Source organism: Arthrobacter sp. FW306-1B-F12A, from assembly GCF_058781865.1.
Genome location: NZ_JBYSXD010000063.1, coordinates 1 through 24,646 on the forward strand (window position 1 = coordinate 1; position 24,646 = coordinate 24,646).

24 protein-coding genes are annotated in these 24,646 nt (G+C 63.9%); 10 read left to right on the forward strand and 14 right to left on the reverse strand.

The window, feature by feature from the left end; translation table 11 throughout:
• Window positions 1-61 precede the first annotated feature (61 nt).
• The 4 genes from AC3WJU_RS20560 to AC3WJU_RS20575 form a co-directional block, all read right to left on the reverse strand.
• Complete coding sequence (locus AC3WJU_RS20560) at window positions 62-1,579, reverse strand: amino acid permease (RefSeq protein WP_059388690.1); 1,518 nt, start codon at window positions 1,577-1,579, stop codon at window positions 62-64.
• Window positions 1,580-1,703: 124 nt separating this feature from the next.
• Window positions 1,704-3,128 carry an aspartate ammonia-lyase gene (gene aspA / locus AC3WJU_RS20565; protein ID WP_059388689.1) on the reverse strand — a complete coding sequence of 475 codons (1,425 nt, stop codon included), beginning with the start codon at window positions 3,126-3,128 and terminating at the stop codon, window positions 1,704-1,706.
• A gap of 35 nt (window positions 3,129-3,163) precedes the next feature.
• A complete protein-coding gene (locus AC3WJU_RS20570) occupies window positions 3,164-4,189 on the reverse strand; it encodes an asparaginase (RefSeq protein WP_492260723.1) in 1,026 nt (341 codons plus the stop codon).
• Window positions 4,190-4,209: 20 nt separating this feature from the next.
• Window positions 4,210-5,025: a FadR/GntR family transcriptional regulator gene (locus AC3WJU_RS20575; RefSeq protein ID WP_307053254.1), complete on the reverse strand. Its 816-nt coding sequence runs from the start codon at window positions 5,023-5,025 to the stop codon at window positions 4,210-4,212.
• A gap of 58 nt (window positions 5,026-5,083) precedes the next feature.
• On the opposite strand from AC3WJU_RS20575, the gene AC3WJU_RS20580 reads away from it, so the two are divergent.
• Window positions 5,084-5,701 carry a hypothetical protein gene (locus AC3WJU_RS20580; RefSeq protein ID WP_332602900.1) on the forward strand — a complete coding sequence of 206 codons (618 nt, stop codon included), beginning with the start codon at window positions 5,084-5,086 and terminating at the stop codon, window positions 5,699-5,701.
• Here the strand turns inward: AC3WJU_RS20580 and AC3WJU_RS20585 are convergent.
• The 3 genes from AC3WJU_RS20585 to AC3WJU_RS20595 form a co-directional block, all read right to left on the reverse strand.
• Window positions 5,689-5,961, reverse strand: coding sequence for a Txe/YoeB family addiction module toxin (locus AC3WJU_RS20585; protein ID WP_284991979.1), 273 nt, complete (start codon window positions 5,959-5,961; stop codon window positions 5,689-5,691). The two genes, AC3WJU_RS20580 and AC3WJU_RS20585, sit on opposite strands and share 13 nt — an antisense overlap.
• Window positions 5,958-6,209, reverse strand: a complete 252-nt coding sequence (locus AC3WJU_RS20590; RefSeq protein ID WP_306963534.1) for a type II toxin-antitoxin system Phd/YefM family antitoxin — start codon at window positions 6,207-6,209, stop codon at window positions 5,958-5,960. Before AC3WJU_RS20590 ends, AC3WJU_RS20585 begins: the two co-directional genes overlap by 4 nt.
• Before the next feature lie 67 nt (window positions 6,210-6,276).
• Window positions 6,277-6,783: a hypothetical protein gene (locus AC3WJU_RS20595; RefSeq protein ID WP_332602901.1), complete on the reverse strand. Its 507-nt coding sequence runs from the start codon at window positions 6,781-6,783 to the stop codon at window positions 6,277-6,279.
• Window positions 6,784-6,918: 135 nt separating this feature from the next.
• Between AC3WJU_RS20595 and AC3WJU_RS20600 the strand changes: the two genes are divergently transcribed.
• Complete coding sequence (locus AC3WJU_RS20600; protein ID WP_492260711.1) at window positions 6,919-7,938, forward strand: glycosyltransferase family 4 protein; 1,020 nt, start codon at window positions 6,919-6,921, stop codon at window positions 7,936-7,938.
• Between the two features lie 8 nt (window positions 7,939-7,946).
• On the opposite strand, the gene AC3WJU_RS20605 is transcribed toward AC3WJU_RS20600, so the two are convergent.
• From AC3WJU_RS20605 to AC3WJU_RS20615, 3 genes are all read right to left on the reverse strand, one after another.
• Entirely contained in the window at window positions 7,947-8,564 is a 618-nt protein-coding gene (locus AC3WJU_RS20605) for a uracil-DNA glycosylase family protein (RefSeq protein ID WP_059388685.1), read from the reverse strand.
• Window positions 8,565-8,721: 157 nt separating this feature from the next.
• Window positions 8,722-9,117 (reverse strand): RNA-binding S4 domain-containing protein, encoded by a 396-nt coding sequence (locus AC3WJU_RS20610; protein ID WP_236813437.1) that lies wholly within the window; start codon window positions 9,115-9,117, stop codon window positions 8,722-8,724.
• A 54-nt stretch (window positions 9,118-9,171) separates the two neighbouring features.
• Window positions 9,172-10,206, reverse strand: coding sequence for an aldo/keto reductase (locus AC3WJU_RS20615; RefSeq protein WP_059388687.1), 1,035 nt, complete (start codon window positions 10,204-10,206; stop codon window positions 9,172-9,174).
• 245 nt (window positions 10,207-10,451) lie between these two features.
• Here AC3WJU_RS20615 and AC3WJU_RS20620 point away from each other — a divergent pair, with 245 nt between their 5' ends.
• Window positions 10,452-10,943, forward strand: coding sequence for a flavin reductase family protein (locus AC3WJU_RS20620; RefSeq protein WP_492260712.1), 492 nt, complete (start codon window positions 10,452-10,454; stop codon window positions 10,941-10,943).
• 123 nt (window positions 10,944-11,066) lie between these two features.
• On the opposite strand, the gene AC3WJU_RS20625 is transcribed toward AC3WJU_RS20620, so the two are convergent.
• Window positions 11,067-11,819: a hypothetical protein gene (locus AC3WJU_RS20625; RefSeq protein WP_492260713.1), complete on the reverse strand. Its 753-nt coding sequence runs from the start codon at window positions 11,817-11,819 to the stop codon at window positions 11,067-11,069.
• A 192-nt stretch (window positions 11,820-12,011) separates the two neighbouring features.
• Between AC3WJU_RS20625 and AC3WJU_RS20630 the strand changes: the two genes are divergently transcribed.
• Window positions 12,012-12,416, forward strand: coding sequence for a YchJ family protein (locus AC3WJU_RS20630; protein WP_492260714.1), 405 nt, complete (start codon window positions 12,012-12,014; stop codon window positions 12,414-12,416).
• A gap of 21 nt (window positions 12,417-12,437) precedes the next feature.
• Here AC3WJU_RS20630 and AC3WJU_RS20635 read toward each other — a convergent pair whose 3' ends face one another.
• The gene (locus AC3WJU_RS20635) at window positions 12,438-14,390 is read right to left on the reverse strand and encodes an acyl-CoA dehydrogenase family protein (protein WP_492260715.1); all 1,953 of its coding nucleotides are present in this window, start codon (window positions 14,388-14,390) and stop codon (window positions 12,438-12,440) included.
• A gap of 65 nt (window positions 14,391-14,455) precedes the next feature.
• A complete protein-coding gene (locus tag AC3WJU_RS20640; RefSeq protein ID WP_059388681.1) occupies window positions 14,456-14,758 on the reverse strand; it encodes a hypothetical protein in 303 nt (100 codons plus the stop codon).
• 245 nt (window positions 14,759-15,003) lie between these two features.
• On the opposite strand from AC3WJU_RS20640, the gene AC3WJU_RS20645 reads away from it, so the two are divergent.
• The 3 genes from AC3WJU_RS20645 to AC3WJU_RS20655 are packed head-to-tail and all read left to right on the forward strand — an operon-like array spanning window position 15,004 to window position 20,829.
• On the forward strand, window positions 15,004-16,461 hold the full coding sequence (locus tag AC3WJU_RS20645; RefSeq protein ID WP_492260716.1) for a DUF3375 family protein: 1,458 nt from the start codon (window positions 15,004-15,006) through the stop codon (window positions 16,459-16,461).
• The gene (locus tag AC3WJU_RS20650; RefSeq protein ID WP_492260717.1) at window positions 16,454-17,368 is read left to right on the forward strand and encodes a DUF4194 domain-containing protein; all 915 of its coding nucleotides are present in this window, start codon (window positions 16,454-16,456) and stop codon (window positions 17,366-17,368) included. The genes AC3WJU_RS20645 and AC3WJU_RS20650 overlap by 8 nt, the downstream gene beginning before the upstream one ends.
• Window positions 17,365-20,829 carry an ATP-binding protein gene (locus AC3WJU_RS20655; protein WP_492260718.1) on the forward strand — a complete coding sequence of 1,155 codons (3,465 nt, stop codon included), beginning with the start codon at window positions 17,365-17,367 and terminating at the stop codon, window positions 20,827-20,829. Before AC3WJU_RS20650 ends, AC3WJU_RS20655 begins: the two co-directional genes overlap by 4 nt.
• 112 nt (window positions 20,830-20,941) lie before the next feature.
• Here AC3WJU_RS20655 and AC3WJU_RS20660 read toward each other — a convergent pair whose 3' ends face one another.
• The gene (locus tag AC3WJU_RS20660) at window positions 20,942-21,436 is read right to left on the reverse strand and encodes an FBP domain-containing protein (RefSeq protein ID WP_492260719.1); all 495 of its coding nucleotides are present in this window, start codon (window positions 21,434-21,436) and stop codon (window positions 20,942-20,944) included.
• A 559-nt stretch (window positions 21,437-21,995) separates the two neighbouring features.
• On the opposite strand from AC3WJU_RS20660, the gene AC3WJU_RS20665 reads away from it, so the two are divergent.
• The 3 genes from AC3WJU_RS20665 to AC3WJU_RS20675 all read left to right on the forward strand — a co-directional run.
• The gene (locus tag AC3WJU_RS20665) at window positions 21,996-23,066 is read left to right on the forward strand and encodes an ABC transporter substrate-binding protein (RefSeq protein WP_492260720.1); all 1,071 of its coding nucleotides are present in this window, start codon (window positions 21,996-21,998) and stop codon (window positions 23,064-23,066) included.
• Window positions 23,067-23,079: 13 nt separating this feature from the next.
• Window positions 23,080-24,216 carry a FecCD family ABC transporter permease gene (locus AC3WJU_RS20670; RefSeq protein ID WP_492260721.1) on the forward strand — a complete coding sequence of 379 codons (1,137 nt, stop codon included), beginning with the start codon at window positions 23,080-23,082 and terminating at the stop codon, window positions 24,214-24,216.
• On the forward strand, window positions 24,213-24,646 hold a 434-nt coding region (locus tag AC3WJU_RS20675), incomplete at its 3' end, for an iron chelate uptake ABC transporter family permease subunit (RefSeq protein WP_492260722.1). The genes AC3WJU_RS20670 and AC3WJU_RS20675, both read left to right, overlap by 4 nt.

Genomic DNA, 24,646 nt, shown 5'->3' on the forward strand with positions numbered 1-24,646 from the left:
GCACCCGGGTTCCGCGCGAACGGAACCGCGGGTGCCGCCGTCGGGCACTCAGTACTGGGGGCTAGATCCTGTCCTCGGCACCGGCAACCGGCAGGTTGGCGATGACCGGCGAGCTGCCCGTGAAGCCGTCCCGGGCTGCGGCGATCTCGTGGATTTGCTTGCGGCACATGTACCAACCAACCACAATGAGCGCGCAGGCGATGGCCGTAACCAGCATGGTGAGCGGAGAGTCGATGAACACCATCACCAGCACGCCCACCAGGAACAGCAGCGAAAGGTAGCCAGTGTAGGGGGCGCCGAACATCCGGAAAGACGGACGCTTCAGCCAGCCCTTGTCGGCCCAGCGCTTGAGCTGCATCTGGCACAAGACGATGGTGGCCCACGTGACGATGATGCCCACGGAGGCGACGTTGAGGACGATCTCGAAGGCGTCGGACGGTACGAGGTAGTTCAGCGGAACACCGAGCAGGGAGACGCCGGCCGTGATGGCGATGCCGCCGTAGGGGACGCCGGCTTTGTTCATGCGCTGGGCGAACTTGGGAGCGGAACCGGCCACGGACATGGAGCGCAGGATGCGGCCCGTGGAGTACAACCCGGCATTCAGGGAGGACAGGGCGGCGGTCAGGACCACGAGGTTCATGATCACGTCCACGCCTTGTACGCCGATGTGGCCGAAGAAGGTCACAAACGGGCTGACACCCTTGACGTAGGAGGTGTACGGCAGCAGCAACGCCAGCAGGATGACGGAACCGACGTAGAAGACGGCGATGCGGAAGACCACTGAGTTGATGGCCTTGGGCATGATCTTCTCGGGGTTCTCCGTTTCGCCCGCTGCCGTGCCCACAAGCTCAATCGAGGCGTAGGCGAACAGAACGCCCTGCATGAGCATGATCATGGGCAGCATGCCGGTGGGGAAGATACCGCCGTGGTCCGTGAGGAGGCTGAAGCCCACTTCCTGGCCCGGTACCGGCGTGCCGAAGATGACGAAGTACGTGCCGATCACCAGGAACGCCGCCAGCGCGGCCACCTTGATCAGGGCGAAGTAGAACTCCATTTCGCCGAAGACCTTGACCGAGACCAAGTTCAGGCAAAGCACCACCAGAAGCGCGATCAGTGCCCAGGCCCACTGCGGGACGACTCCGATCCAAGGGACATATTTGCCGAAGAAGTTCATGTAGAGGGCCGCGGCCGTGGTGTCCACGATGGTGGTGGTTGCCCAGTTGATCCAGTAGAACCAGCCGGACACAAACGCAGCCTTCTCGCCGAAGAACTCGCGGGCGTAGGAGACGAAGGAGCCCGAGGACGGGCGGTGCAGCACGAGTTCGCCAAGCGCGCGCAGGATCAGGAAGGCAAAGAAGCCGCAGACCGCGTACGCGATGACAAGGGAAGGGCCCGCAGCGTTGAGGCGGCCGCCGGCACCCAGGAACAGGCCGGTGCCGATGGCGCCGCCGATTGCGATCATCTGGATCTGACGCGGCTTCAAGCTCTTGTGATAGCCCTTGTCCTCGGCGTGGAGGAGCTTTTCAGTGGAGTGCGCCTGCGGAGGGACCGTGTGGTCCGTGATGGGTGCATTGGTCATGGGAATCCTTAGGGGGTGTCCTGTTGGGGGTCCGGATCTTGCCGTCCGGCCTGTTTCTTCGCGTGTTCAGGCCCGACGGCGGCTGGTGAGTGGCGCCGTCGTCGGACGCTCTGCGCGGCTCAGCCTAGTTGCTGAGGTTGGCCAGGCGTTCGGGGCGGAGGAGCTCATCGAGCTGCTCCGAGGTCAGCAAGCCGTGTTCGAGAACGAGCTCGGCGACGCCCTTGCCGCTTGCCAGCGCTTCCTGGGCGATGGCGGTGGCGGAGGCGTAGCCGATGTGCGGATTGAGTGCCGTGACGAGTCCGATCGACTGCTCTACGGTGAGGCGCAGGTGTTCGGTATTCGCGGTGATGCCCCGAATGCAGCGCGACGTGAGTGTGCGGCACGCGGCTTCCAGGTGGGAGATGCTCTTGTGGAGGCTGTGGACGATAATCGGTTCGAAGGCGTTCAGCTGGAGCTGTCCGGCTTCGGCTGCCATGGTGACTGTGACATCGTTGCCGATGACTTCATACGCCACTTGGCTGACCACTTCCGGGATCACCGGATTGATCTTGCCTGGCATGATGGACGATCCCGACTGCACAGCCGGGAGGTTGATCTCGCCCAGTCCCGCACGCGGTCCGGAGGACAGCAAGCGGAGATCGTTGCAAATCTTGGAAAGCTTGACGGCGACGCGCTTGAGCACACCGGAGAGGTGGACGAACGCGCCTACGTCCTGGGTGGCCTCGATGAGGTCCACCGAGGTGACCAGCGGCAGGCCGGTGATCTCGGCCAAGTGCCTGCAGGCCGCTGCGGCGTATCCAACGGGAGCGTTCAGGCCGGTCCCGATGGCGGTTGCGCCGAGGTTGATCTCGTGGATGAGCAGCTGGGACTCGGCCAGTCGAGCCCGGTCCTCGCCCACGGTCACTGCGTAGCCGCCGAATTCCTGGCCGAGGGTCATGGGGACGGCGTCCTGCAACTGCGTGCGGCCCATCTTGACCACGGTGCGGAATTCCTGGCCCTTCTCCGCGAAGGCGACCTGGAGTTCCTGAAGAGCCTCGAGAAGGCCCTGGACCGAGAAAATGGTGGCCAGGTTGACGGCGGTGGGGTAGACGTCGTTGGTGGACTGGCTCAGGTTGACGTGGTCGTTCGGGTGCAGCCTGGCGTAGTCGCCTTTGGGGTGGCCAAGTATTTCAAGGGCCCGGTTGGCAATGACCTCGTTGGCGTTCATGTTGGAGCTGGTGCCGGCACCGCCTTGGATAACGTCCACCATGAACTGCTCGTGGAGCTTGCCGTCCAGGATGTCCTGGCAGGCTTGTTCGATCGCGTCGGCCCGTTCGTCGTCGAGGAGACCGAGTTCGCGGTTGGTGCGCGCAGCGGCGAGCTTGACCGCGGCGAGGCCCTTGACGAGGTTGGCGTTGCTGGCCAAGGGGTGGCCGGTGATGGGGAAGTTCTCGATGGCACGCAGCGTGTGCACGCCCCAGTAGGCATCAGCAGGGACGTCGCGGTCACCGAGGAGATCGTGTTCCGAGCGGAACCCTGGAATTGTCGTGGTGGGCACGGCAGAAGTCATTGCTGTCCTTTGGTCTTTGTGCTTGTTTGGCTGCGTCAGTTGGATGCAAGGAAGTTCGCGGCACGGAGCACGCCAACAGGGTGGCCGCCGCCCAACACAGGCGGGCTGGCGAGCGTGGCGAGCTGGCCGCCGTCGAGCCCCAGTTCCTCAAGGACGCGGACGGTGACGGGCATGCGGGCGCGGTCGGCGCCGTCGGAAATCTTGATGGCGATGCCTGTGCCGTTCCGCAGGCCGATGAGCTGGAGGCCTTCGAAGCCGTCCTTGGCGAGCAACCCGGGAACTGTACGCATGATCGCTGTGACGTCGCGCCCCTCGCCGGCCACCATCTCCGGGAAGGCGCGCATCGCGTGGGCTACTTGGCCTTCCGCTTCCGTGCTTTCCGCCGCCGCCATGCGGCCATAGGCCCGGGCCATGCCGTGCAGGCTGTGGGCGAAGAGCGGGGTGCCGCAACCGTCGGTGCTGACTGCCAACGCGTCTTCCCCCGTGAGTTCGGTGATGGTGTCCTTCACGAGCACTTGGAGGGGATGCCCGGGGTGCAGGTAACCCTGGACCGGCCAGCCGTTGATGACGCACGTGGCGGCCATGGATGCGTGCTTGCCGGAACAGTTCTGTGCGAGCTGGGTGGGCTCGCAGCCGCTGCGGAGCCATGCTTCGCGCTCGGCGATGCCGTAGGGAAGGTCGGTGCTGTTTTCCAACGCGCTTTTGTCCAGGCCGTGCATTTCGAGGATGCGTGCGGCACCGTCGAGGTGCATCGCGGCGCCGGAGTGGCTTGCGGCGGTGAGGGCGAGGAGGTTCTCCGGAAGCTTGAGTCCCGCTCGGACCATGGCGACCGCCTGCAGCGGTTTGAGGGAGGACCGCGGGTAGAACGCGGCGTCGGGATCGCCCGCTTGGAGGAGTGTTTCACCGTCAGGCCCGACGGCGATGAGGGAGCCGTAGTGGACGCTCTCGACCAGGCCGTCGCGGGTCTGTTCCGCGAGGGGGACGTGGCGCGGGGTTGGCGGAATCGTCCCTGCCGGGGTGGTTTCGGGCATAGCGGTGCGCGTTGCATGCGGGGTGGGCATGACTTCCTTCAGTTGGTGGATCATTTGCTGAGGATGGTGTCCAACGCAACGCTGACGGCGCTGAGATGGTCGGCCATGGCGGCTTCGGCGGCTGGGGAGTCGCCGGCTTCAATGGCTTCGACGATGCGGAGGTGTTCATCGTCTGAAACATGCTGGCGGTCGGCCACCATGTTCAAGGTTTCGGATTGATGGGCGAGGGCTTCGCGGATGTCTGCGACAACGCTTTCGAAGACCTTGTTGCCGCTTGCGCGGGCGATGGCAGAATGGAAACTGGCGTCGAGGCTGACCCAGGTCTCAGGGTCGGTCTCGGCTGCCATTGAATCGACAATTTCCTTGAGGTGCTCAAGTTCTTCCAGGCTGCGGCGTTTCGCAGCCAGGCCGGCTGCCGGTACTTCGATATGGGGGCGGGCCTCGTTGAGGTCCCGTGCCGAGTACTGGCCGAGTGTGAGGTCGTTGGCTACCCTGTCCGCGACGACGAACGTGCCTCTGCCGGTCTTGGTGACCGTCAGTCCCAGCGCAGTGCAGGAGCGGAGCGCCTCACGGATGACCGAGCGGCTCACCCCGTATTGCGTTGCCAGGGTGGCTTCGGAGCTGAGTTTGGCCCCCACTTGCACGGCTCCGTTTTCAATGTCCTGGCGGATGGCGCTGAACACAGCTTCCGCTGCACTGAAGCGGGCGAGGGGCCGGGGGCTGGCTGGCTGGGCCCCTTGGGCTCCTTGGGCCGGCCGGGGGACGGCGCCGCTTGTGGCGGTGCGCTGGCCAGCTGCAGCTTTCTGGCTGACGGCTGGCTGTCCAGTGGCGGCCTGTCCGGCTGTCCGGCTGTCTGACAGGTTCACTCTACGAATATGGCACGGGTCACAGGGCGGTGTCAATGTTGGGAGCATAATTACTCCCATGGCCAACCGTCCGCGCGGGGGATGGGATTCAACGACACAGACAGCACCGCCCATCACAGTGGAGGTGCCGGTCCTCGGTGTCGGGGCAGGGCCTGCGGACTATGAGGAGTTGTCGCGGTACGTGTTTGCCTTGCGCAGGCAGCGGGGATTGCACATGACGCTATTGCACTTGGGCGTCCTGGATGACTTCTGCCGGGACGTGGCTGATTGGACCAAAGGCAACACCCGCGCCGATTCGGCCATGCTCAGGACCGTCGCGTGGCTTGAGGCACTGCCCGTACTGGAGGCCTTCTCCGGCAGCGCCGAAAGCCTGATCGTCCTGGGCAGCGGCGGGGTATGCGGGCTGGAAGTAGATGTGCCCGCCTCGGTGCATGACTTTCAGGTCTCCCTTGTACACGCGCTTCATGAACTCCTGGATGAACTGCTTGTCGACAACATCGACGACTTCATCCTCAGCTCCCCTGCCCTTGGATTCCGCTCGCCTCGCTGGGTACCCCATGTGGCTGTGGGCAGGCCATTGCACAGGGGCCGCGGACCGTGGGAGATTGGCCAGGTGGGAGTTGACTTCGGCGAATCGCGGATCAGGAACCGCCAGCATTTCCCTCAATTGCCGTAGTGGTACCTGCAAGCGGCGATAAGCACTTCGACGCCATCGTCAGTTTCGACGAACTTGTACACCAGGCGATGTTCGTCCGTGATGCGCCGTGACCAATACCCGTGGAAACCATGTTTCAGGGGTTCAGGCTTGCCGATGCCCTCATTGCCGTGCCGGGCTATGTCCTGTAGCAACCCGTTGATTCTCTTTAGCGTCTTGCGATCTTGGGATTGCCACCAAACGTAGTCGTCCCACGCCGCTGAGGACCAGATCAGCCTCATTCAACGATATCCCGGGTCACGCCTCGGCCAGCTTCCAGTTCCTCGATGGACGACAGGATCCTTTGCGCGTTGGCTGGACTGCGCAGTAAGTAAGCGGTCTCACGGAGGGACTCGTAGTCATCACGCGAAACCATGACGACGTCTTCCTTGCCTGGCCGGGTAATGATTACTTCTTCGCGGTCATTCGTGACGGCGTCGAGAGTTTCCTTGTAGTGGGCTCGAGATTCCGAGTAGCTGAGTGTGCGCATGGTGATCTCCCTGAGTTGCGTACAGAATATTGTACGCCGCATCTTTGTCGGCGCCCACGGCGGATTCTTATCCGTGACTTCTCAGCCGGATCGTGCGGGCCTGGTGGATGGCGGCCAGGGCAACCGCGCTGGCCGTGAGCCTGAGGGCGTGGACCCTGTACCAGCGCTTCAACAGGGGCCTGCGGCGAGTCTCTTCGAGCGGATAGGGGCTGAAGAAAAGCTTGGGGTTGACTGACCGAAGCAGGTACGCCGTAGCTGCTGCCCCCGTGGCGGAGCTGGCTGCGCCCACCATCAGCCAAGCCCGATTGTCGGAATGCTTCCACCCGGCGACCAGGGCAGCGACGGCGGCAGGGGCGCTGAGAGGCGCGATCGGCGCGTAGTAGCGCCCGGGGCTTCCCGCTCCAAAGGGGGTTCGGGGGAGTTCGCTGCTCGCTGCCGAGGCCGCGACCCGGTCCGGGATTTTGACGATGGCCTCATAGAGGTTGCCGAAGAACCAGTGTGCGTGGGTGAACTCCGCGACACTCAAGATCCAATCAGCGAACACGTCCCGGCGGTCTGAAGAAGTCTGTCCCATGCCCACAATCTACCGCCGATGCCCCGCGCCGGATGTGCAGTTCACCTACCACACCACCCGCCCGGGTTATATGGTCAGCACCATGGTCTGAGGACTGCGAGGCCAAACAACCGGCTCTATGGAGGGGAGTAGCCCTTGGTCAAGATCCGCATGATTTTGCCCGCGAATGTGCGCCATCGTTCCGGGGGAAACATCTACAACGCGAAGCTGGCTGAAGCCCTCCGGGGCCTGGGCACGGAGGTCTCGGTCTGCAAGCTCGACGGCGGCTGGCCTTTGGGGAGTGCAGCAGACCGGAACCGCTTTGCAGCTGCACTTACCGGAGGGGAACCGGCCATCTACATTGTCGACGGCCTGATTGCCTCGGGTGCACCCGCGGAAATTGAGAGCGCAGCCGCTGCCGGGCGCCGTGTCTGGGTGCTGCTCCACATGCCCCCTTCCGGGGAGAATCCAGTAGAAACGAGCGCGCTGCGCGCAGCGACGGGTCTTCTCAGTACTGGTTCCCGGACTGCCGAAGCGGCCAGAACCCTAGGCCTGGGCAACGTGCACTTGGCGATCCCCGGGGTAGATCTCCCATCGAAAGCACGGCCGAGTTCGCGAGACGCTGGGGCGGCACCGCATTTCATCATGGTGGGCGTGCTGCTACCCAATAAGGACCAGATCCTATTCGTCGACGCGTTGGCACGGATCAAGGACCTGGCGTGGACAGCGGCGCTTGTTGGCTCCACAAAAGCAGACCCCTCGTACGCCGCGGCCGTGCAGGAACGCATCCTCCGGAATGGACTGGAAAAACGGGTGGAAACAACAGGCGAGCTCTCCGGCCCGGCCCTGGAGGACCAGTGGAACCGGGCTGACCTCAGTCTGTTGATCTCACACTCGGAGTCCTTCGGCATGGTGGTCCAGGAGTCCCTGGCGCACGGCATACCGGTAGTGGTCCGAAAGGGAACCGGAGCCGTCGGATCGCTCGGAGCCCACGGTGCCGGTGAAGCCATCGATCTCACCGCGGGAATCGGATCGCTGGAGAACATCCTTCGGAGATGGCTGGGCGACGCTGCCCTGCGGAAGCGATGGCAGTCAGCGGCCGAGGCAGCCAGCGGGGAGTTGCCGCGATGGGAAGATACCGCAAGGGAAGTCCTTCGCGCCGTCGTGGGGTCCTAAGCGCTTCCCTACAGGTGCTGGATGCCCGCCCTCTGCATGGCGTCCCGGTAAGTTTCGATGTTCTTTGCCAGGAGTTCCTGCTGCTTCGCCTCGGACAAGGCAAATGCCCGTCCACCGAGCGCGCTTGCCTTGTAGACCTTGATCCCGTGCTGCCGGAGCGGCGAGTGGTACGTCTTCTCGAACAGTGCCAGGAAAGCGGCGGCCTCCGCGCCGTGAGCGACGACGGCGGAGACTCTCTTGTTGATCTTGAGGAACTGGCGGAACGGACGGAGACCGTCGGTCTTCTCCTGTGCGCTCAGTGCCGGCGGCAGTTCGGGGTCGCGGACCCAGGGGTAGCAGTTCCACGGCATGACGTAGCGGACGTCCAAGTCGGCCGAGTCATAGATCAGCTGCGCACGTCGGGCGGCGTCGTCGTCGTTGAGGTGCGATACGAAACCCGAGGTGGGGGCCCGCCCGGGGCTGGTCTGGAGGGTGACGATCCGGCACTCATCTTCGTCATGCACCGGATCGATGTAAGGCACGGTGGAACCGGGCCGTTTGGCCATCAGTTCGTCGCACAGCTGCGTCACGGCAGCAATGTTGGGCTCCTGTAGCAAGGCCCGTTTTTCGTCCCAGTCAATGGTCACGTTCTCTCCTTCGGCAGCGCGGCGTCCAGAATCGGCGTCCCTTGCCACTTTACGCCGTCGCTTTACGCGGCGCTCACGCTCCTGCAGAGCCGAGGGACAAAACTGCCCGACGCCGGTCCGAGCGGCGAGCTTCCCGACCCGCCTTTGGCCCGGTCTTCTACTGACCTTTGAGCTTCTGCATGTCGCGCCGGTCCTTCTTGGTGGGCCGTCCCGCGCCGCGATCGCGCTGCGGCAGCCCGAGGGCGGGCGCGGCGGGACGCTCCGGTGTGTGGTCGGTGAAGCAATGGGACGCTGCTTCGGCCCCTACCCTTTTCGCAATGAGCCTGCGGACCTCAAGGATGCGCTCGAAGCCGGGCTGCCGTACACGGATTGTGTCGCCGATAATCACGGACTGTGAAGCCTTGACCGGGTTCCCGTTGATTCGCACATGCCCCGCCCGGCAAGCGGTTGTGGCAGCGGAACGGGTCTTGTAAGCGCGGATCGCCCAGAGCCAGGCATCAATGCGCACATTGCCGGTTTTTGATGTTTGGGCGGAAGTCGGAAGGCTAGTCATGATTGCGAACGAGTATAGTCGGCGCGCGAACCGGCGGCTCCAACGCGAAGCCGGTTACCGGCGTCGAAGTTCCGCGTATTCAAGGTGGGGGACAACGGTACCTGCGTCGCGCTCCAGGAAGTTGGTACCGGGCGCCACGATCTCGTCTATGGCATCCAGCACGGCTTCGTTGAGGACAACATCCGCGGCCTTGAGGTAGTCGACCAGATGGTCCTCCGTGCGCGGACCGATAACCACGCTGCTGACGGCCGGATGGTTCAGGGCAAAGGCGACAGCAAGCTGGATGAGGGTGAGCCCATGCCGTTCGGCGACACGGCCCAAGGCATCGGCGGCCAGGAGTTTGTTCCTGTTGAAAGGTGCAGAGACGTCGAAGCGCCCGGGAACGGCCGACGCGCGGGAGCTTGCGGGCTGGGGGACTCCCACGCGGTAGTTCCCGGAGAGCCAGCCGCCGTCGAGCGGTCCATAGCTGAGCACGCCAAGGTTGTACTGCTGCGTGATTGCAAAGACGTCGCGCTCATTCGCGCGGACCAACAAGGAATAGGGCACCTGATCCACCACTGGCGGTATGAGGTGGTTGGTGGTGGCGATCCACTGTGCCTCCACAAGCTGCGACGGCGTGAACACCGACGTTCCGTAGTAGAGAATCTTGCCCTGCCGGATGAGGTCGTTGAGGGCCGTGATGGTTTCCAGGACGTCGGTGTTGTAGTCCGGACGGTGTGCCTGGTAAAGGTCGATCCTGTCCGTCTGCAAGCGGTTCAGGCTGCCTTCCACGGCCTTCATGATCCAGCGCCGGGAATTGCCTGCATGCGCGGGATTCGGCCCCATTTGTCCGTGGAACTTGGTGGAAAGGAAAACATCATCCCGCCTGCCGTGGAGGGCCCGGCCCACAATGGCTTCCGCCTCGCCCTGCGAATAGATGTCCGCGGTATCGACGCTGGTGATGCCGGCGTCGAGGGCCGAATGGATGATGCGGACGCTTTCCTCTGCGCCCGTGGGCGCCGAACCCGTCCCAAGGTTGAGGGTTCCCAGGGTAAGGGGGCTGATCAGGGCACCTGTGCGTCCCAGGGTTCGAAGCTCGCTGAGGCTCATCTCCGGCTTCCTCCGTGAAGAATCAAGGCTGTGCAATGGATTGACACGACGCTACACATGTCGTGCCCCGGGACACTCGAAAAACGTACAAATTCTTCGCTTTTCGTATTGCGGGGTAATGAAACAAGGTATGACGAATTATGAATTGACTTCATTCGACACGCGAATACACAAATATTGCCGTTATCGGCCCCGAGTGAATTAGTAGAAAGGCAGGCACGAAACTACAGAGAAAGGAACCCGCCATGACCCAGGCAACGGTGGATGGAACCGCTTCGATCAAGCAGGCGTTCGCGCAATTTCCCTCAGGCGTGGCGGCCTTCAGTGCCATGGTCGGATTCGTGCCGGAGGCCCTGGTGGCATCGAGTTTCACAGTGGGAGTCTCGCTCGAACCACCGCTGGTCATGTTCGCGGTGCAGAACTCCTCCACCACATGGCCCAAGCTCCGGCGCGCCCCGCGACTGGGTGTTTCCATCTTGGCCCAGGGCCAGGAAGCCGTGTGCCTGCAGCTCTCCTCGCGGACCCAGGACCGATTCGCTGGCCTGGCGACCTCAACGAGCGACGCCGGGGCGGTGTTGATCGACGGCGCAGCGCTGGTGCTTGAATGCGAAGTGGTCTCAGAAACCCCGGCGGGTGACCACGCGATCGTCGTCCTCGAAGTGAAGTCCGTGGAGATCAACCACGACGCCGAGCCCCTCATCTACCACGGGGCCGGGTTCAGGCAATTGGCCGCGTGAGCTTGGTCGCGGCCCCAACTGACTCGCAGTTGTTGTCGTTATGAGCCTCCAAAACGACAACAAATGCTAGTCAGTTGGGTCGGCCGGGAACTGAGGATTGGGTCAGGCGGGCACTGCGGGGCGCTAGGCCCGGGGGCGGGACCCTGCTGAGGCCGTCACACGGCCGGAAGATACGGGTTTGCCGCCATGTGGTTCTCCCCGGTGTTCGCGGACCGGCGTGCCAGTCCCCGACGATTCCGCCACGTTCCCTTCAACGGGTTCGTCGGAAGCCGGCGGTTCCGGGTCCGAAGCTGACGCTTCCGCGGCCCGTTCAGCGTCGCGTGCTGCAGCCCGGGCATCGGCCTCGGCGACGGCGGCAGCCCACTGGCTGTTCAGGACCGGAGGATCCTGCTTTATCGCGACCACAAAAGGATGTTCCTTCGCCTGGTTTGTGGCTGTGGCTGCGATACCGTCCTTGATCTGGGCAGGCTTGGGCCACGTCCGTGGGTTGACCAGCGACTTCCAAGGGACGTTCCGGACGGCTGACCACGACGCCGACCACAGTAGCTTGGTGGTCCCAGCAAACCCAGGACGCGGTTCCCGAGGAACGGACGGCCCTGCGCCCAGCAAGCCGTCGTCCGCCGAGGTCGGTTCCTCGGAATCCGACGGCGGGACGGGGGCACGTCGAGGCCTTGGTGGCAAGTGCACAACCGGTACGGCATCGCGTTTCGGGAAGATCCCGACCATCGCGAGCAGGATGATCCAAACCAGCTTCGCGACGCCGGCCAGCACCAAAGTGACAACCATCAGGAAGCCCAAACCAATGGACATCAACAAAGCCAGCCCGAGCGTTCCAAAAAAAGTCAGATTGAGGCCAAGTGTTGTTGGATCCTCCACGTAGCCTCCTCGAGCCAGAGTTGTGGGGTGGACGCCGCAACCGAAGGTCTGCGGGCATGTCATCTAGCCTAAGGGCGAAATCTTAAGGAATCATCCGCCAAACTCCGGCTCGCCGAGGTTGTTTCGAAGCTGTTATCTGCTGTGACAGAATTTGTTGCCTAGCTCTCACCTTCTCTTCAAGATTGGGCTTCAATGCCACTCGATCCGGCCCGCCTACGACTAGGCGCTTGCCCCTGTTTGTCCGGAGAGCAGTACACCGAGTGCTGCGGACGCTTCCATCGCGGAGACTCCGACGCGCCCACGGCCGAACAGCTCATGCGTTCGCGCTACTCCGCCTTTGTTGTCCTTGACAGCGATTACCTTTTGCGCACGTGGCACCCGGACACCAGGCCTGCAGGGCTGGACCTGGACCCGGACATTGAATGGCGCAGGCTGGACATCCTGGCCACGTGCCAAGGCGGACCCTTGGACACCGAAGGGACGGTCGAGTTCGCAGCACATTACCGTTCCGACGGCGAACGCGGAGTCCAGCGCGAGAATAGCCGCTTCCTGCGGATCGAACGGCGCTGGTACTACCTCGACGGCGACGTCGGCTAGCCGCGTCGATCGGCATCAGCCTCAGCGGTACTTCCGGTGCAGGCTCTCCTTGGACGAGGCGCCCGGGGTGGCATCGGCGATCCACGGACCTGTTCCTTCGGATTGGTCAAGGATTCCGGCCTCAAGCCATGCATAGTCGCCGGCGAGGACGTTCGAGGACAACTCATGATCGATGTCGTCGGTGTTCCGCCACAACTGATCGAAGTATCCGTCCACGCGAATCCGCGCTTGCTCGCAGTAAGCCTCGGCGAGCTCGTACGCCGCCGCGCCTTGCTCCGGTGCGGTCTGCAGCAGCATCTCGGCCCGTGAGCAACACGCTGCCATGGCAAACAACTCGGCCCCGATATCCACGATCCTGCCCAGGAACGCTTGTTTGTATTCAAGCCTTGCCTGCCAGCGGCCCATGCCGTAGAACGTCTGCCGGGCGAGCCGGCGCGAAGCCCGCTCCACATACCTCAGTTGCTTCGCGAGGCGCCCGAACTCACTGTAGGACCGGGGGTCCATGCCGGCCCCGGCCACCAGCTTAGGGAGCCATTTGGCGTAGAAACCTGAGGCGCCGACGGCGGCACGCGCCTTCTCCTGCAGGGTTGCGTCTGCGGAGGCGAGCTCGCCCGCGGCCGAAAGGTGGGCATCGACGGCTTCGCGGGCGATGAGCAGGCGCATGATTTCGGACGAGCCTTCGAAGATCCGGTTGATGCGCATGTCCCTCAGCAACTGCTCGGCGGCCACCGCGCGTTCTCCACGGGCCTCCAGGGAATCCGCCGTTTCAAACCCGCGGCCACCCCGGATCTGGACCAACTCATCAGCCACCGTGTAGCTCAGTTCAGTGGACCAAAGTTTGGCCAGCGCAGCCTCGATCCGCACATCCTTCTGGCCGGCGTCGGCCATCTCGGCGGACAGTTCGAAAACGGCTTCAAGGGCAAAGGTGGTGGCGGCGATGAACGCGATCTTCTTGCCGACGGCCTCATGTTTTCCGACCGGACGGCCCCATTGGGTGCGGGCGTTGGACCATTCGCGGGCGATCTTCAACGACCACTTACCCGCCGCCACGCAAAGGCCAGGGATCGAAAGCCGGCCAGTGTTGAGCGTGGTGAGCGCGATCTTGAGTCCCTGGCCTTCGCGGCCCAGCCGGTTGGCTGCAGGTACGCGGACTTGGTGGAACCTTGTCACGCCGTTCTCAATGCCGCGCAGGCCCATGAAGGCGTTGCGGTTCTCCACCGTGATGCCGGGTGAGTCCATTTCCACCACGAACGCCGTGATCCCGCCCTTGAGTACCGTCCCGTCGGGGGCTGTGCGGGCAGGGACAACCGCCATGACCACTACCAATTCGGCGATCACGCCGTTGGTGGTCCAAAGTTTGACGCCGTCCAAAAGGTAGGACTCGCCGTCGTCGCTTGGCACTGCGGTGCAGCCCATCCGGGCGGGGTCGCTGCCGACGTCGGGCTCGGTCAGCAGGAACGCCGTGATGGCGCCAGCGGCGCAACGCGGCAAGTACTCCTGTTTTTGTTCGGGCGTGCCGAAGACTTTGACCGGCTCCGGGACGCCGATGGACTGGTGGGCCGAGAGCAACGCGCCGAGGCTCGGATGGACTGATCCCAACAGCGCCAACGCCCTGCCGTAGTAGACCAGCGAGAGGCCCAAGCCGCCGTACTCGCGCGGAATCTTCATGCCGAAAACGCCCAACCCGGTGAGGCCAGCGAGGTATTCGTCCGGGATCTTGGCATCGCGTTCGATGGCTCGGCCGGACATGGTGCCGCAGAACTCCGTCAGCTTCGCCATGAACTCTTCGCCGCGCTCGACGTCGTCGGCTCTTGCCTGGGGCCAAGGATGGATCAGCCCCAGATCGAAGTCTCCCAAATACAGCCCCTTCGCGAAACTGGGGCGGTTCCATTCGGTGTCGCGGGCGGCCTCGGCGACTGCGCGGGCTTCTGCGGCCGTGACACCGTTGCTCTTGTTGTCAGTGGCGGAGGTCATGGGAGGACTCCTCTTGCCGGTTGTGCCGGTTTCGAGCCCAGGATCCGCCTCGGGTGGTGGACCCTTCAGCTGTCCCTCAATGCTACTCGCGGGTAGGTACCTGTGCTAGGGGCGGTCTGGGACGGGAATTCCACTGGCAGTTCCACTTTTCCGGCCTGGTGGACCAGCTGGTCCCACGCAAAATTGATGCCGTGGACCAGCCCGCCCAGCACGTTCTTCACGGTGTACCAGGCGAGGCTTCCGGCGCCGAGCAACGCAAGTGCGGCCATTGCGGCTACCGCGATGAAGGCTGCCAGAACCAGGCCAAGGATTAGTGTTCCCGCGAAGACATAAGTGCTGGTGTCTAAGGTCGTCAAGTCGAACTGCATTGGGTCCCCTCCGCAACGCTGCCAAAGCCGACGTCGGAGCGTCGACGTCGTTGGTGTCGACATTAGGGGCGGCGTCGTCGGTTCAGCTAGCAACGACACCGGCGTCGGGACTGTTGATACGCGATCGAAACCCTACCGGGAGGTAGATCACGGAAGGGTTGCGGCGCACCCTGCGTTAACCTTGTACGGGGCAGTTTTCGGGATTTCCGCTGCCAGAAGGTTCCGCGGCAGCTGAAGGAGAGTAAGTGTCCCGCTCAGCAATGTCCTCAGCCGACGCCATCAGTGCGCGGCTCAGGGATCTCGAACTCCTGACCAAAGGCCCCGCCTGGGTCCTCACGCGCTCGGCGCCCTGGGTCATCGCGGTGCTCCAGGCATCCTTCACCCGAACGAAACCTCAGCTGCCGCTCGAAGAGTTCCATGCCGACGTCGACGCTTTCCTCGAGCAGCTCCGCAGGCAGGATCCCGGGCTGGGCGGCCAGGGGAGCGGCAAGGCCTTTGCGGACGAATGGACCCGAAAGCAGTTCCTGACCCGACGCAGCCAGTCCGGCCAGATCGTCTACGAAATCACCGAGGCCGCCGCAAGAGTCCTGGCATTCCTGGACAGCCTCTCCAGCGAACGTTCCACGCTCAACGGTTCCAGGCTCGGGACGTTGCTGGGCGACGTCGAAAAGCTCGCCAACGAGACGAACCCGGACCAGAGCGCCCGTTTGGAATCCCTTGAAGAGGAGATCCAGGAGCGGCAGCAGCTGATCGAAGACATCAGTTCCGGCGACTTCGACGGTCTTTTGGATGATGAGGAAGCCGTCGAAGCAGCCGGGAACATCCTGGACCTTGCGGCAAGCCTGCCTGCCGATTACAAGAAGATGCGTGACCGCATCGAAGAACTGGTAGGCGAGCTCCGCAACCAGATCATCGAGGAGTCGCTCAGCAAGGGTGCAACGATGGCGCAGGTCCTGGAGGCGGACAAACGCTTGCGGCAGAGCCCCGAAGGCCGTACCTTCCGTTCCTTCACGGCGTTCCTTGAGGACCCGCAGCAACAGTTGCGCTTCCGTTCGGCGATCGGCGACGTGCTGAGCCGCCAATTCGCGGATGACCTCAGCCATGAGGACAGGGAAACCCTCAAGAACCTCGTGGCGGAACTGCGCACGCAGCACAGCCAGATCCAGCGCATCTACGGCCGGCTTTCGGAGAGCCTCAACAACTACATCCAGAGCGACGATATCCGCCAGTCCGTCCGGCTCCGGCAGGTCTTGCGCGAAGCCGAACAGGCTATCCGCTCGATGCCGTACGAGCGCGACCGTCCCGGCCTGGTCCGAGGCCCGGTGTTGTTCAATGCGGGATTCGAATCCCTCGCCATGGTCAAGCTCTTTGACCCGGATGAGTTCGCGGCGCCGCCAAAGCTCGCCGACCCCATCGCCTTCAGCGATTCGGACCGCGTGCGTTCACTTCGCTCCGCGAAGGCAAGGCCCGACGTCGTCCGCTCCGCCATGGCGGGCGCAGCCACACTGGCAGAGGCCTGGGCGAACCTCCCGGAGGGTGAACGGCACATCAACACCGTCCGGGCCCTTCTGTCCGAAGCGCTGCACGGTGGTGCGGCGTTCGACCGGGCCACCTGGGAAAACATCGACTTCGAACAAATCGATGGCAGCACACGCACCGCGTACCTGCCGCTCGTGACCCTGACTAAGGATTCCGATGACTGACGCCCACCACACCGAGCATGCCCCCTCTTCGGAACAAAGAGTGGACATAGCGCAGCATGTCCACTCCGATCCCTTCCGCGTCACGCCGCGCGACACATTCGTAGACGGCGCGGCGTTGTTCCCGGGCGACACCGGCGTGCTGTCTATGAAGGTCCGCCAGGCTCTCGTGCGGCTGCTCAAGGGTCCGTATGTCGACGGCGGCCGCGACGAAAAGCTCTGGACCACCCTTCTGGACAACCAAGTGATCCTCCGCAGCCGGCTTTCCGAGCTTTTCCTGAACCTGCAACTGGACCACGAACGCAAGATCGCGGTGCTCCGTCCCGTCGATCCCGAAGCCATCGGAGGAAGCACCCGCTCGAGCATCCTTCGTCAGCAACGTGCGTTGAGCCGGGTCGAAACCATCGTGCTTCTGCGCCTGAGGCTCCTTCTCGACCGCCACGTCACTGCCCAGACCGAGCCTGTGATCACCCGCGAAGAAATCGCCGAACTCGTGGCGCACTACCAGCCATCCGGCCAACAAGACGCCCTCCGCGACACCGACGTCGTGAACCGCACCATCACGAAGCTCCTGGCCCGCCAACTCCTCCTGCCCACGGGCATCGAGGACACGTTCGCGATCTCCAAGGCCCTCCCGCTAGCCCTCCCCTTCGAAAACATCGGCGACATCCCGGCCCAAATCGAGGCACTGATCGCGGTAGCAGCCGACGAATCAGGCACTGAACCCCTCATCGAACTAACGGAAACGGACGACCCCAACTCCAACGACGACGCTGAGTCCGACACCGGGGAAGAGGACGACGTGGTGACCGACAGCAGTGGTGACGCATCCACCGCGGAGGCAAAGGCGACCACAACTGACGCAACGACACTTGACGCAACTGACGAAACCAAGGAGGCAGCCAAGTGACCATTGCGACGATGCTTCCGATCGGCGAACTCACCAACCCGGGCCAGATGCGCCTCGCCTTGGTCCAGGTGGTCAATTGGGGCACGTTCCACGGCGCCCACACGATGCACGTGGACCGCAACGGCACCCTGCTGACAGGCAACTCAGGCGTCGGCAAGTCCACGTTGTTCGATGCCATGCTGCGTGTCTTCGATGCCCGTCCGCGCTCCAATGAGGCTGCGGCGCAGCGGGCCGGCGGGGCTGTGGAGGACAAGAGGACCACGTTCACGTACATGCGTGGAAAAGTGGGCGACAAGGCCGTGGGCGAGGGTTCGGCGAGTGCCTTCCAGCGCCCCGGTGCCACGTGGTCCGCCGTCGCGCTGACGTTCGACAACGCTGCCGGCACCAAGGTGACGATCTCGGCCCTTTTCGACCTGCCCAAGAACGGCACGGAGTCCAGCGTCGGCCGGTTCTATGTGATTGACAACAAGCCCCTGGATCTCGGCGCGATTGAGGGCATCGCGGAGAAGCGCTTCACCAAGGGCGCGCTGGAGACAATCTTCCCGGACGCCCAGATCTTCGATGTGCACAAGGCCTTTGCGGAGCGTTTCCGGCGGCTTCTCGGCATCAACTCGGACCAGGCGCTTCCGCTTTTGCGGGTGATCCAGGCCGGCAAGGGGCTCGGCGGCAGCGTCAACACGTTCTTCCGCGACCAGGTGCTCGACGCGCCCGCGACGCTCACTGCTGCGGACGACGTCGTCGAGGAATTCAGCAACCTCATGTCCATCAGGCAGCGGCTGGAGGACGTGCGCCAGCAGCGCGACCAGCTCGCCCCCGTCCCTGGGATGAACAAGGAGTATGCCCAGTCGTTGCTGGAAGCCAACCGGCTCCGGGAGCTCAGCGGCGAGGAATTCGACGCCTACAAGCAGCAGCTCTCGGTCACGGTCCATGCCAAGACTTTGGCCCGTTTCAAGGACCTTGCCCAGGCGAAAGCCAAGGAGCTCAGCGCCGAGCGGGGCGTCCGGGACGCGCTCGCCAAGGAGCTTCGCCAGCTCGAGTCGGATTACAACAACCAGGGCGGTAACGCGATTTCGGCGATCGAGCAGTCGCTCGAAAATGCCCGGGTCGGCCTCAAGCTTCGCCAGCAGGTGGAGGAGGCGGCACGCCAAGCATTGGCCGACGCCGGACTCAACCTTGAGTGGACGGCTGAGGGTTGGGAGCAGGCCCACGAGCAGGCAGCGAGCCGCTCCGCCGAACTCAAGGACGATTCGGAAGCGCTGCGGGAACTCCGCTTCGAAGCTTTCGACGGCCACGCCACCAAGAAACGCGAACTCGCCGCAGCCCAGCAGGAGCTCGTCTCGTTGAAGACGCGCAAGTCCCTGCTGCCGCCGTCGAGCATTGAAAACCGCGCCGCAATCGCGGCAGCCACTGGCGTTCCCGAGGACCGGATGCCCTTTGCAGGCGAGCTGATAGACCTCGCCGAGGGTGAGGAACAGTGGCGGCCCGCGGCCGAGCGCGCCCTGCGGAACCTCGCCACGACGCTGCTTGTTCCCGGAGAGCACTTCGCCGCCGTCACGCGCTACCTGAACGACAACACGGTCCGCGGCGCGCTGCGGGCAGTGGACGTCTCCAAACCGTTCGCCGGCGGGGCCTTGGCTGTGGAGGACGTGTCCGACGGCGATTTGCTCACGAAGCTGAACATCCTCACCTTGGGGGCGAACGCCGACGCCGGAGAGTGGATCCGCGAGCGGATCGCCCTCGATTTCGCGTACCCGTGCGTGGAAGACCCGGACGAGCTCGCGAAGTTGGACAAAGGCCTGAGCCTGGGCGGAGTGGTCAAGCGCAACAGGCACACAGTGGAGAAGGACGATCGTTTCACGAGCCGGCAAGACTATGTTCTCGGTTTCGACAACGCTTCCAAGCTGGAGCTCGTGGCCGCGAAGGTCGGCGAGCTCGAGAACGAGCTTCTGAAGGCCGCCGAACTCGCCCAAAGCCGCGAGGATTCGCACCAAGGCATGACCCGCCAGCTCGATGCCTTGCGTCGCATCGCCGACGATGAGCGTGGCTGGGAACAGGTCTCTGCAGCGGTGGCGGCCGAGGAACTCGCGAAGATCGAGCAGCGGCTCAAGGATGCCTTGGCCGCGCAGGCCGATCTGGAGCCCTTGCGTGCAAATATCGAGGCCGTACGCGAAAAGCACCAGTCCTCCACAGGTTCGGCGGCGGTTTTGCAGAGCGAATACAAGACGCTCGACCACCAGATGACCACGGCTGACGCCCTCCTGGATGCTGCGCGCAACCGCCTGGACCAGGCGCCGCCGTCGGGCGCTACAGTTGCTGCCCTCGAGCCGTACTTCAGCGCATTCGGCGAGGTGGGCGAGCTCCATGAACTCGACACCCTGGCTGCCGAAGTCCGGAGCAAGCTCTTGGCGGAACTGCATGCCACTGAGTCGCGCGGGCAGGCGTTGGCCGAGCGGCTGACGCGCATGTTCGAAGGATTCGTGCGCGAATGGGGTACCGCCATTTCCGCGGACCACGGGACCTCGATCGGCGCCGCGGGGGAGTTCGAGTCCCGCTACCACCAGATCGTCAGCGAAGGGTTGCCCGCGCAGGAGGCCGAATTCCGGCAGTTCTTCAACCAGCGCACGCATGAATCGTTCAGCACCTTGCTGCACTTGCTTGACGAGGAACGCCGTGCCATCACGAGCCGCATCCTTCCCCTCAACGGCATCCTGTCCGAGGTCAACTTCCACGAGGGCAGCTTCCTGGAACTCGATATCAAACAGACGCTGCCCGCCACTGCGAAGCAGTTCAAGGACGCCATCCACAACGCGTTGAAGACGCGCCACTCGCGGCCGTCCCGCGCGGCCGGCGCCGCTTCGGGGGCCGCGGGCTCACCCGAGGCGGACGACGACGTCGAACTCACCAACCGTTACAAGTCGCTCGAAACCCTGGTCAAGCGGCTCGGTTCGCAGACCCCCGAGGACCGGCGCTGGCGAGCCGAGGTGCTGGATGTCCGCGGGCACCTCTTCATCCAGTGCAAGGAGCACCGCTCCGTCCAAGGCCCGCGGGGTGGCAAGAAGACCGAGGTGTACATGCACGCGGACACCGGCTCGATGTCCGGTGGCGAGCGGCAGCGATTCACTGCGTTCATCATGGCGGCGGCCCTGAGCTACCAATTGGGCATCGCTGAGCAGGGTTTCACAACGTACGGAACGGTGATGATGGACGAGGCGTTCGTCCTCGCGTCGGAGGAGTTCGCCGGCGCAGGCATCAAGGCCCTGCACGAGTTCGGCTTCCAGTTGTTGCTGGCGGCCCCCGAAAACGTCATCGACCTGTCCCGGCATCTTGGTTCGGTCACGGAAATCCTGCGCGACAAGCGAACCAACCGCTCCGGCGTGCTCACGGCCCCCGTCATCGGCGCCCCGGGCGCGCCCGGCGAATGGCGTTCCGAAGCCAACCCCGTGGACATCGTGCTCCGCTAGCCCCGACGCTCGCTCACGTATGTGGCACTTCCGGCGGACGCTCGCTCACGTATGTCGGGTTTCCGGCGGACGCTCGCTCACTAGAGATAGAGCGAGCGTCCGCCGCAGGCGTCTACTTCCCTTGGACCCGCCCCAGGAACTGGGCGGTCCGGGACTGCAGCCCGGCGATTTGGCGAACGACGACGTCGGCCGGGTCCGGATTGATCTCATTCGCCGGGGGTTCCTTCCGGACGTTGGCGCAGCAGCCGAATTCTGCGCAGATCAACGTCCCCACAGTGTTGCCGTCGCGGCCCGATTGGCCCGCGCGTTTGGCAACCCAAAGATACACATCGTCCTTGGAAAACACGTCGCGGCACAGTTCGCAAAGGACCGAGCGCTTCTTGCCGGAGCCTCCCTCGGGTGCGCGCAGCATGATGCCAGTGAGGGAATCATCGTTCGGGAGGACGAGGTAGCCCCGCATGGGCATCTTTTCGTCGCGCCAGCCAAGGAATTCGAGGTTGTCCCAGTCGAGGGAATCGAAGTCCTTCGGGAGGTTGAGTTTGGCGGCCTCCGAGCGGCTCGCGTTGATGAATGAGGAACGGATTTGTTGGGCGGTGATTTTCTGCACGGCAAAGTTCTTTCAGATCGATTGGGCTCCGAAGAGGAAGGACGCATGGCGTCTGGCGATCCGAGGGCACCGCAAAGGAACCTTAGCGTGCTTCTAGTGCAGGGGCGGTGGGTTTAGTTTCCCTGGCCGCCGAGCGGGATGGCCGACGCAGAGGGGGCTGCAAAGCAGGCCAAAACGGCCACCTCGCCAACCATCGCAGCGCCAACGTGTGTAGTGCGCATGCTCATCCTCTCGATCTTCGCCGCTTTCACGGCCCTGGCCAGTTCGTTGAATCAACCGGCTCTGTCATCTTTGCAAAAGTCGTCGGTGGTGTCCAAAAATTCCCGTGCCGTTTGTTCCCATAGGTGAGCGAGCGTTCGCCGTTTTGTCGCTATAGGTGAGCGAGCGATCGCCGTTTGGCCGTGATAGGTGAGCGGGCGATGGGGTTTTGGCCGTGATAGGTGAGCGGGCATTTGAGGGAACGCAGGGCGTGAATTAATTACGCCACGCAAATGTTTCGTAATTATCAGAAGGGTAGGCTAGCCTTACTTAGGTTTGCATCACTTACCTAAGGAGTCCCGTGGCTTCCCGCCCCTCACGCCGAGCCCTGCTGAAGACCGCAGGTGCAGCGACCGCAGCCTTTGCCGCCGTCGCACTGTCCCTCACCGCCTGCTCGACAGGCTCAACCACCGCCAGTTCAGCGACGACGCCGGCCTCAAGCGGTCAGTTCCCAATCACCATCAAGAACGTCTTCGGTGAAACCACCATCAAGTCGCAACCGCAGCGCGTGGTGACCGTCTCGTGGGTCAACGACGATGTCGCCTTGGCTCTCGGCGTCGTACCGGTCGGTGTACCGAAGGTTGCGTGGGGCAACAACGGCAAGGGCTCCACTCCCTGGAAGGACGCCGCGCTCGAGAAGTTGGGCGCCGGCTTTGGCACCCCGAAGGCGCCGGTCCAGTTCTCCGAGGCCGACGGTATCAATTTCACGGAAGTCGCCAAGCTGGCCCCCGATGTCATCCTTGCCGCGTACTCTGGCCTGACCGAAGCCGACTATAAGAAACTCTCTGAAATTGCCCCGGTGGTGGCACAACCCGAACTCGCGTACGGCACGCCATGGCAGGAAGCCACCACGATCATCGGCCAGGCCTTGGGTAAGAGCTCAGAGGCCACCAAGCTCGTCTCGGACACCGAGGCCACTATCAAGACCAAGGTCGCCGCGTTTCCGCAGCTCGCCGGCAAGTCCTTCATCTACGGCAACCTTGAGCCTGCCAAGGGCGACGGCGTCAACGTCTACACAGCCAACGACAACCGACCGCGTTTCCTGTCCGAAATCGGCATGAAGCTCGCCCCCGTGGTGCAGAACGCCAGCAAGGGCTCCAAGGAATTTTTCGTTCCGTGGTCCGCCGAAAAGGCCAATGAGCTTTCCTCGGACGTCTTCGTGACCTGGGTGCCGGATTCCAAGACCACTGACCAAATCAAGCAGGACCCCCTGCTGGGGCAGATCCCCGCGATCAAGAAGGGCGCCCTGGTTGCAGACTCCGACAACACCCTCACCCTGGCGATCTCCGCATCCTCGCCGCTGAGCTTGCCGTGGGCACTGGACATGTTCCTGCCGCAGCTGGCCAAGGGCGCCGACGCGGCCACCAAGTAGCGATGCGCCTGACATGACACAAAGCACGACGACGGCGGGCCCACCTTCCGCGGGCGGAACGGCGCGCGAGCTGGCAGCTCATGACCCTCACATCGCTTCCACAGGGCAACACCTGCCAGTTCGCGCGAAGGCCGGGCCCGACGTCGGGGGCCGGGGACGCGGCAACCGCGCCGCCTGGCTGCTGGCCGCCGTCGTCGTGCTTGCGCTTGCCTGTGCGGCCTCGCTTGCGATCGGCGCACGGGGCTTGTCCCTTGAAACCGTGTGGCAAGCACTCACGCAGTTCAGCCCCGACGACGGGAACCATGCGGTGGTCCACACCCGCATTCCACGCACTGTGCTCGGTTTGGTGGCAGGGGCTGCCCTTGGCCTTGCGGGCGCCGCGATGCAGGGCGTCTCCCGCAACCCCCTTGCGGACCCGGGCATCATGGGCGTCAACGCCGGGGCGGCACTGGCTGTGGTCGCCGGGATCTACCTTTTCGGTATCTCGGGGGCGAGCGGCTACATCTGGTTCGCCTTCGTCGGTGCCGCGGCGGCCGCCGTCGTCGTCTATCTGATTGCGTCGATCGGGCGTGACGGTGCGACGCCGGTGAAGCTCGCTTTGGCAGGGGCGGCGCTGAGTGCGGGGCTTTACTCGATAATGAACGTCATCCTGGTTTCGAGCCAGGACACCCTGGACCGCTTCCGTTTCTGGCAGGTGGGTGGAATTGCCGGCAGCGACTGGTCCGTGGTGTTGACCGGATTGCCCTTCCTGCTGATTGGCGCGTTGATCGTGCTGGGCAGCGGGCGGATCCTCAACAGCCTGGCCCTCGGCGATGACGTTGCCCGCGGGCTCGGCCAGAATGTGACCCTGGCCAGGGGCGTCACCGCGCTTGGAATCGTGCTGCTCTGCGGATCGGCCACGGCGTTGGCTGGTCCCATCGGATTCGTCGGACTCGTGGTTCCACATGCCGTGCGTTTCTTTACGGGTCCGGACTACCGCTGGATCCTGCCGTTCTCCATGGTTCTCGCGCCGGCACTCCTCCTGGTTTCGGACGTGATCGGCCGGGTAGTGCTGCTGCCGGGCGAAGTTCCCGCGGGCATCATGACGGCCATCCTCGGTGCCCCCGTCTTCGTGTGGCTCGTCCGCCGGGGCAAGGGGGCGTCGCTGTGAACCTCCGCAGCAGGACCGCACTCCTGGGCACCGGCGTCGTGGTCCTCTTTGCGGTGACTGTGCTCCTTGGCAGCTACACGGTCACCATCCCCGATTTCTTCAGGATCCTCACTGCCCACTTGACGGGCGGGGAGAAGATCCCGGGCGCAAGCTTCATCGTCATCGAAAACAAACTGCCGCGGGCCGTGCTGGCAATCCTGATTGGTGTGGCGTTCGGCCTCTCGGGCGGGCTCTTCCAGACCATGCTCCGCAACCCCCTTGCCAGCCCCGACGTCATCGGCATCAGTTACGGTGCGAGTGCCGCGGCAGTCCTGGCCATTGTGGTGTTCGGCGCGTCCGGTGCCGCCGTGTCCGCGGCCGCGCTCGCTGGTGCGATCGGCGTCGCGCTTGTCATCTACGCCATTTCGCGCGGCGGCTCGGGTTCAGGGGG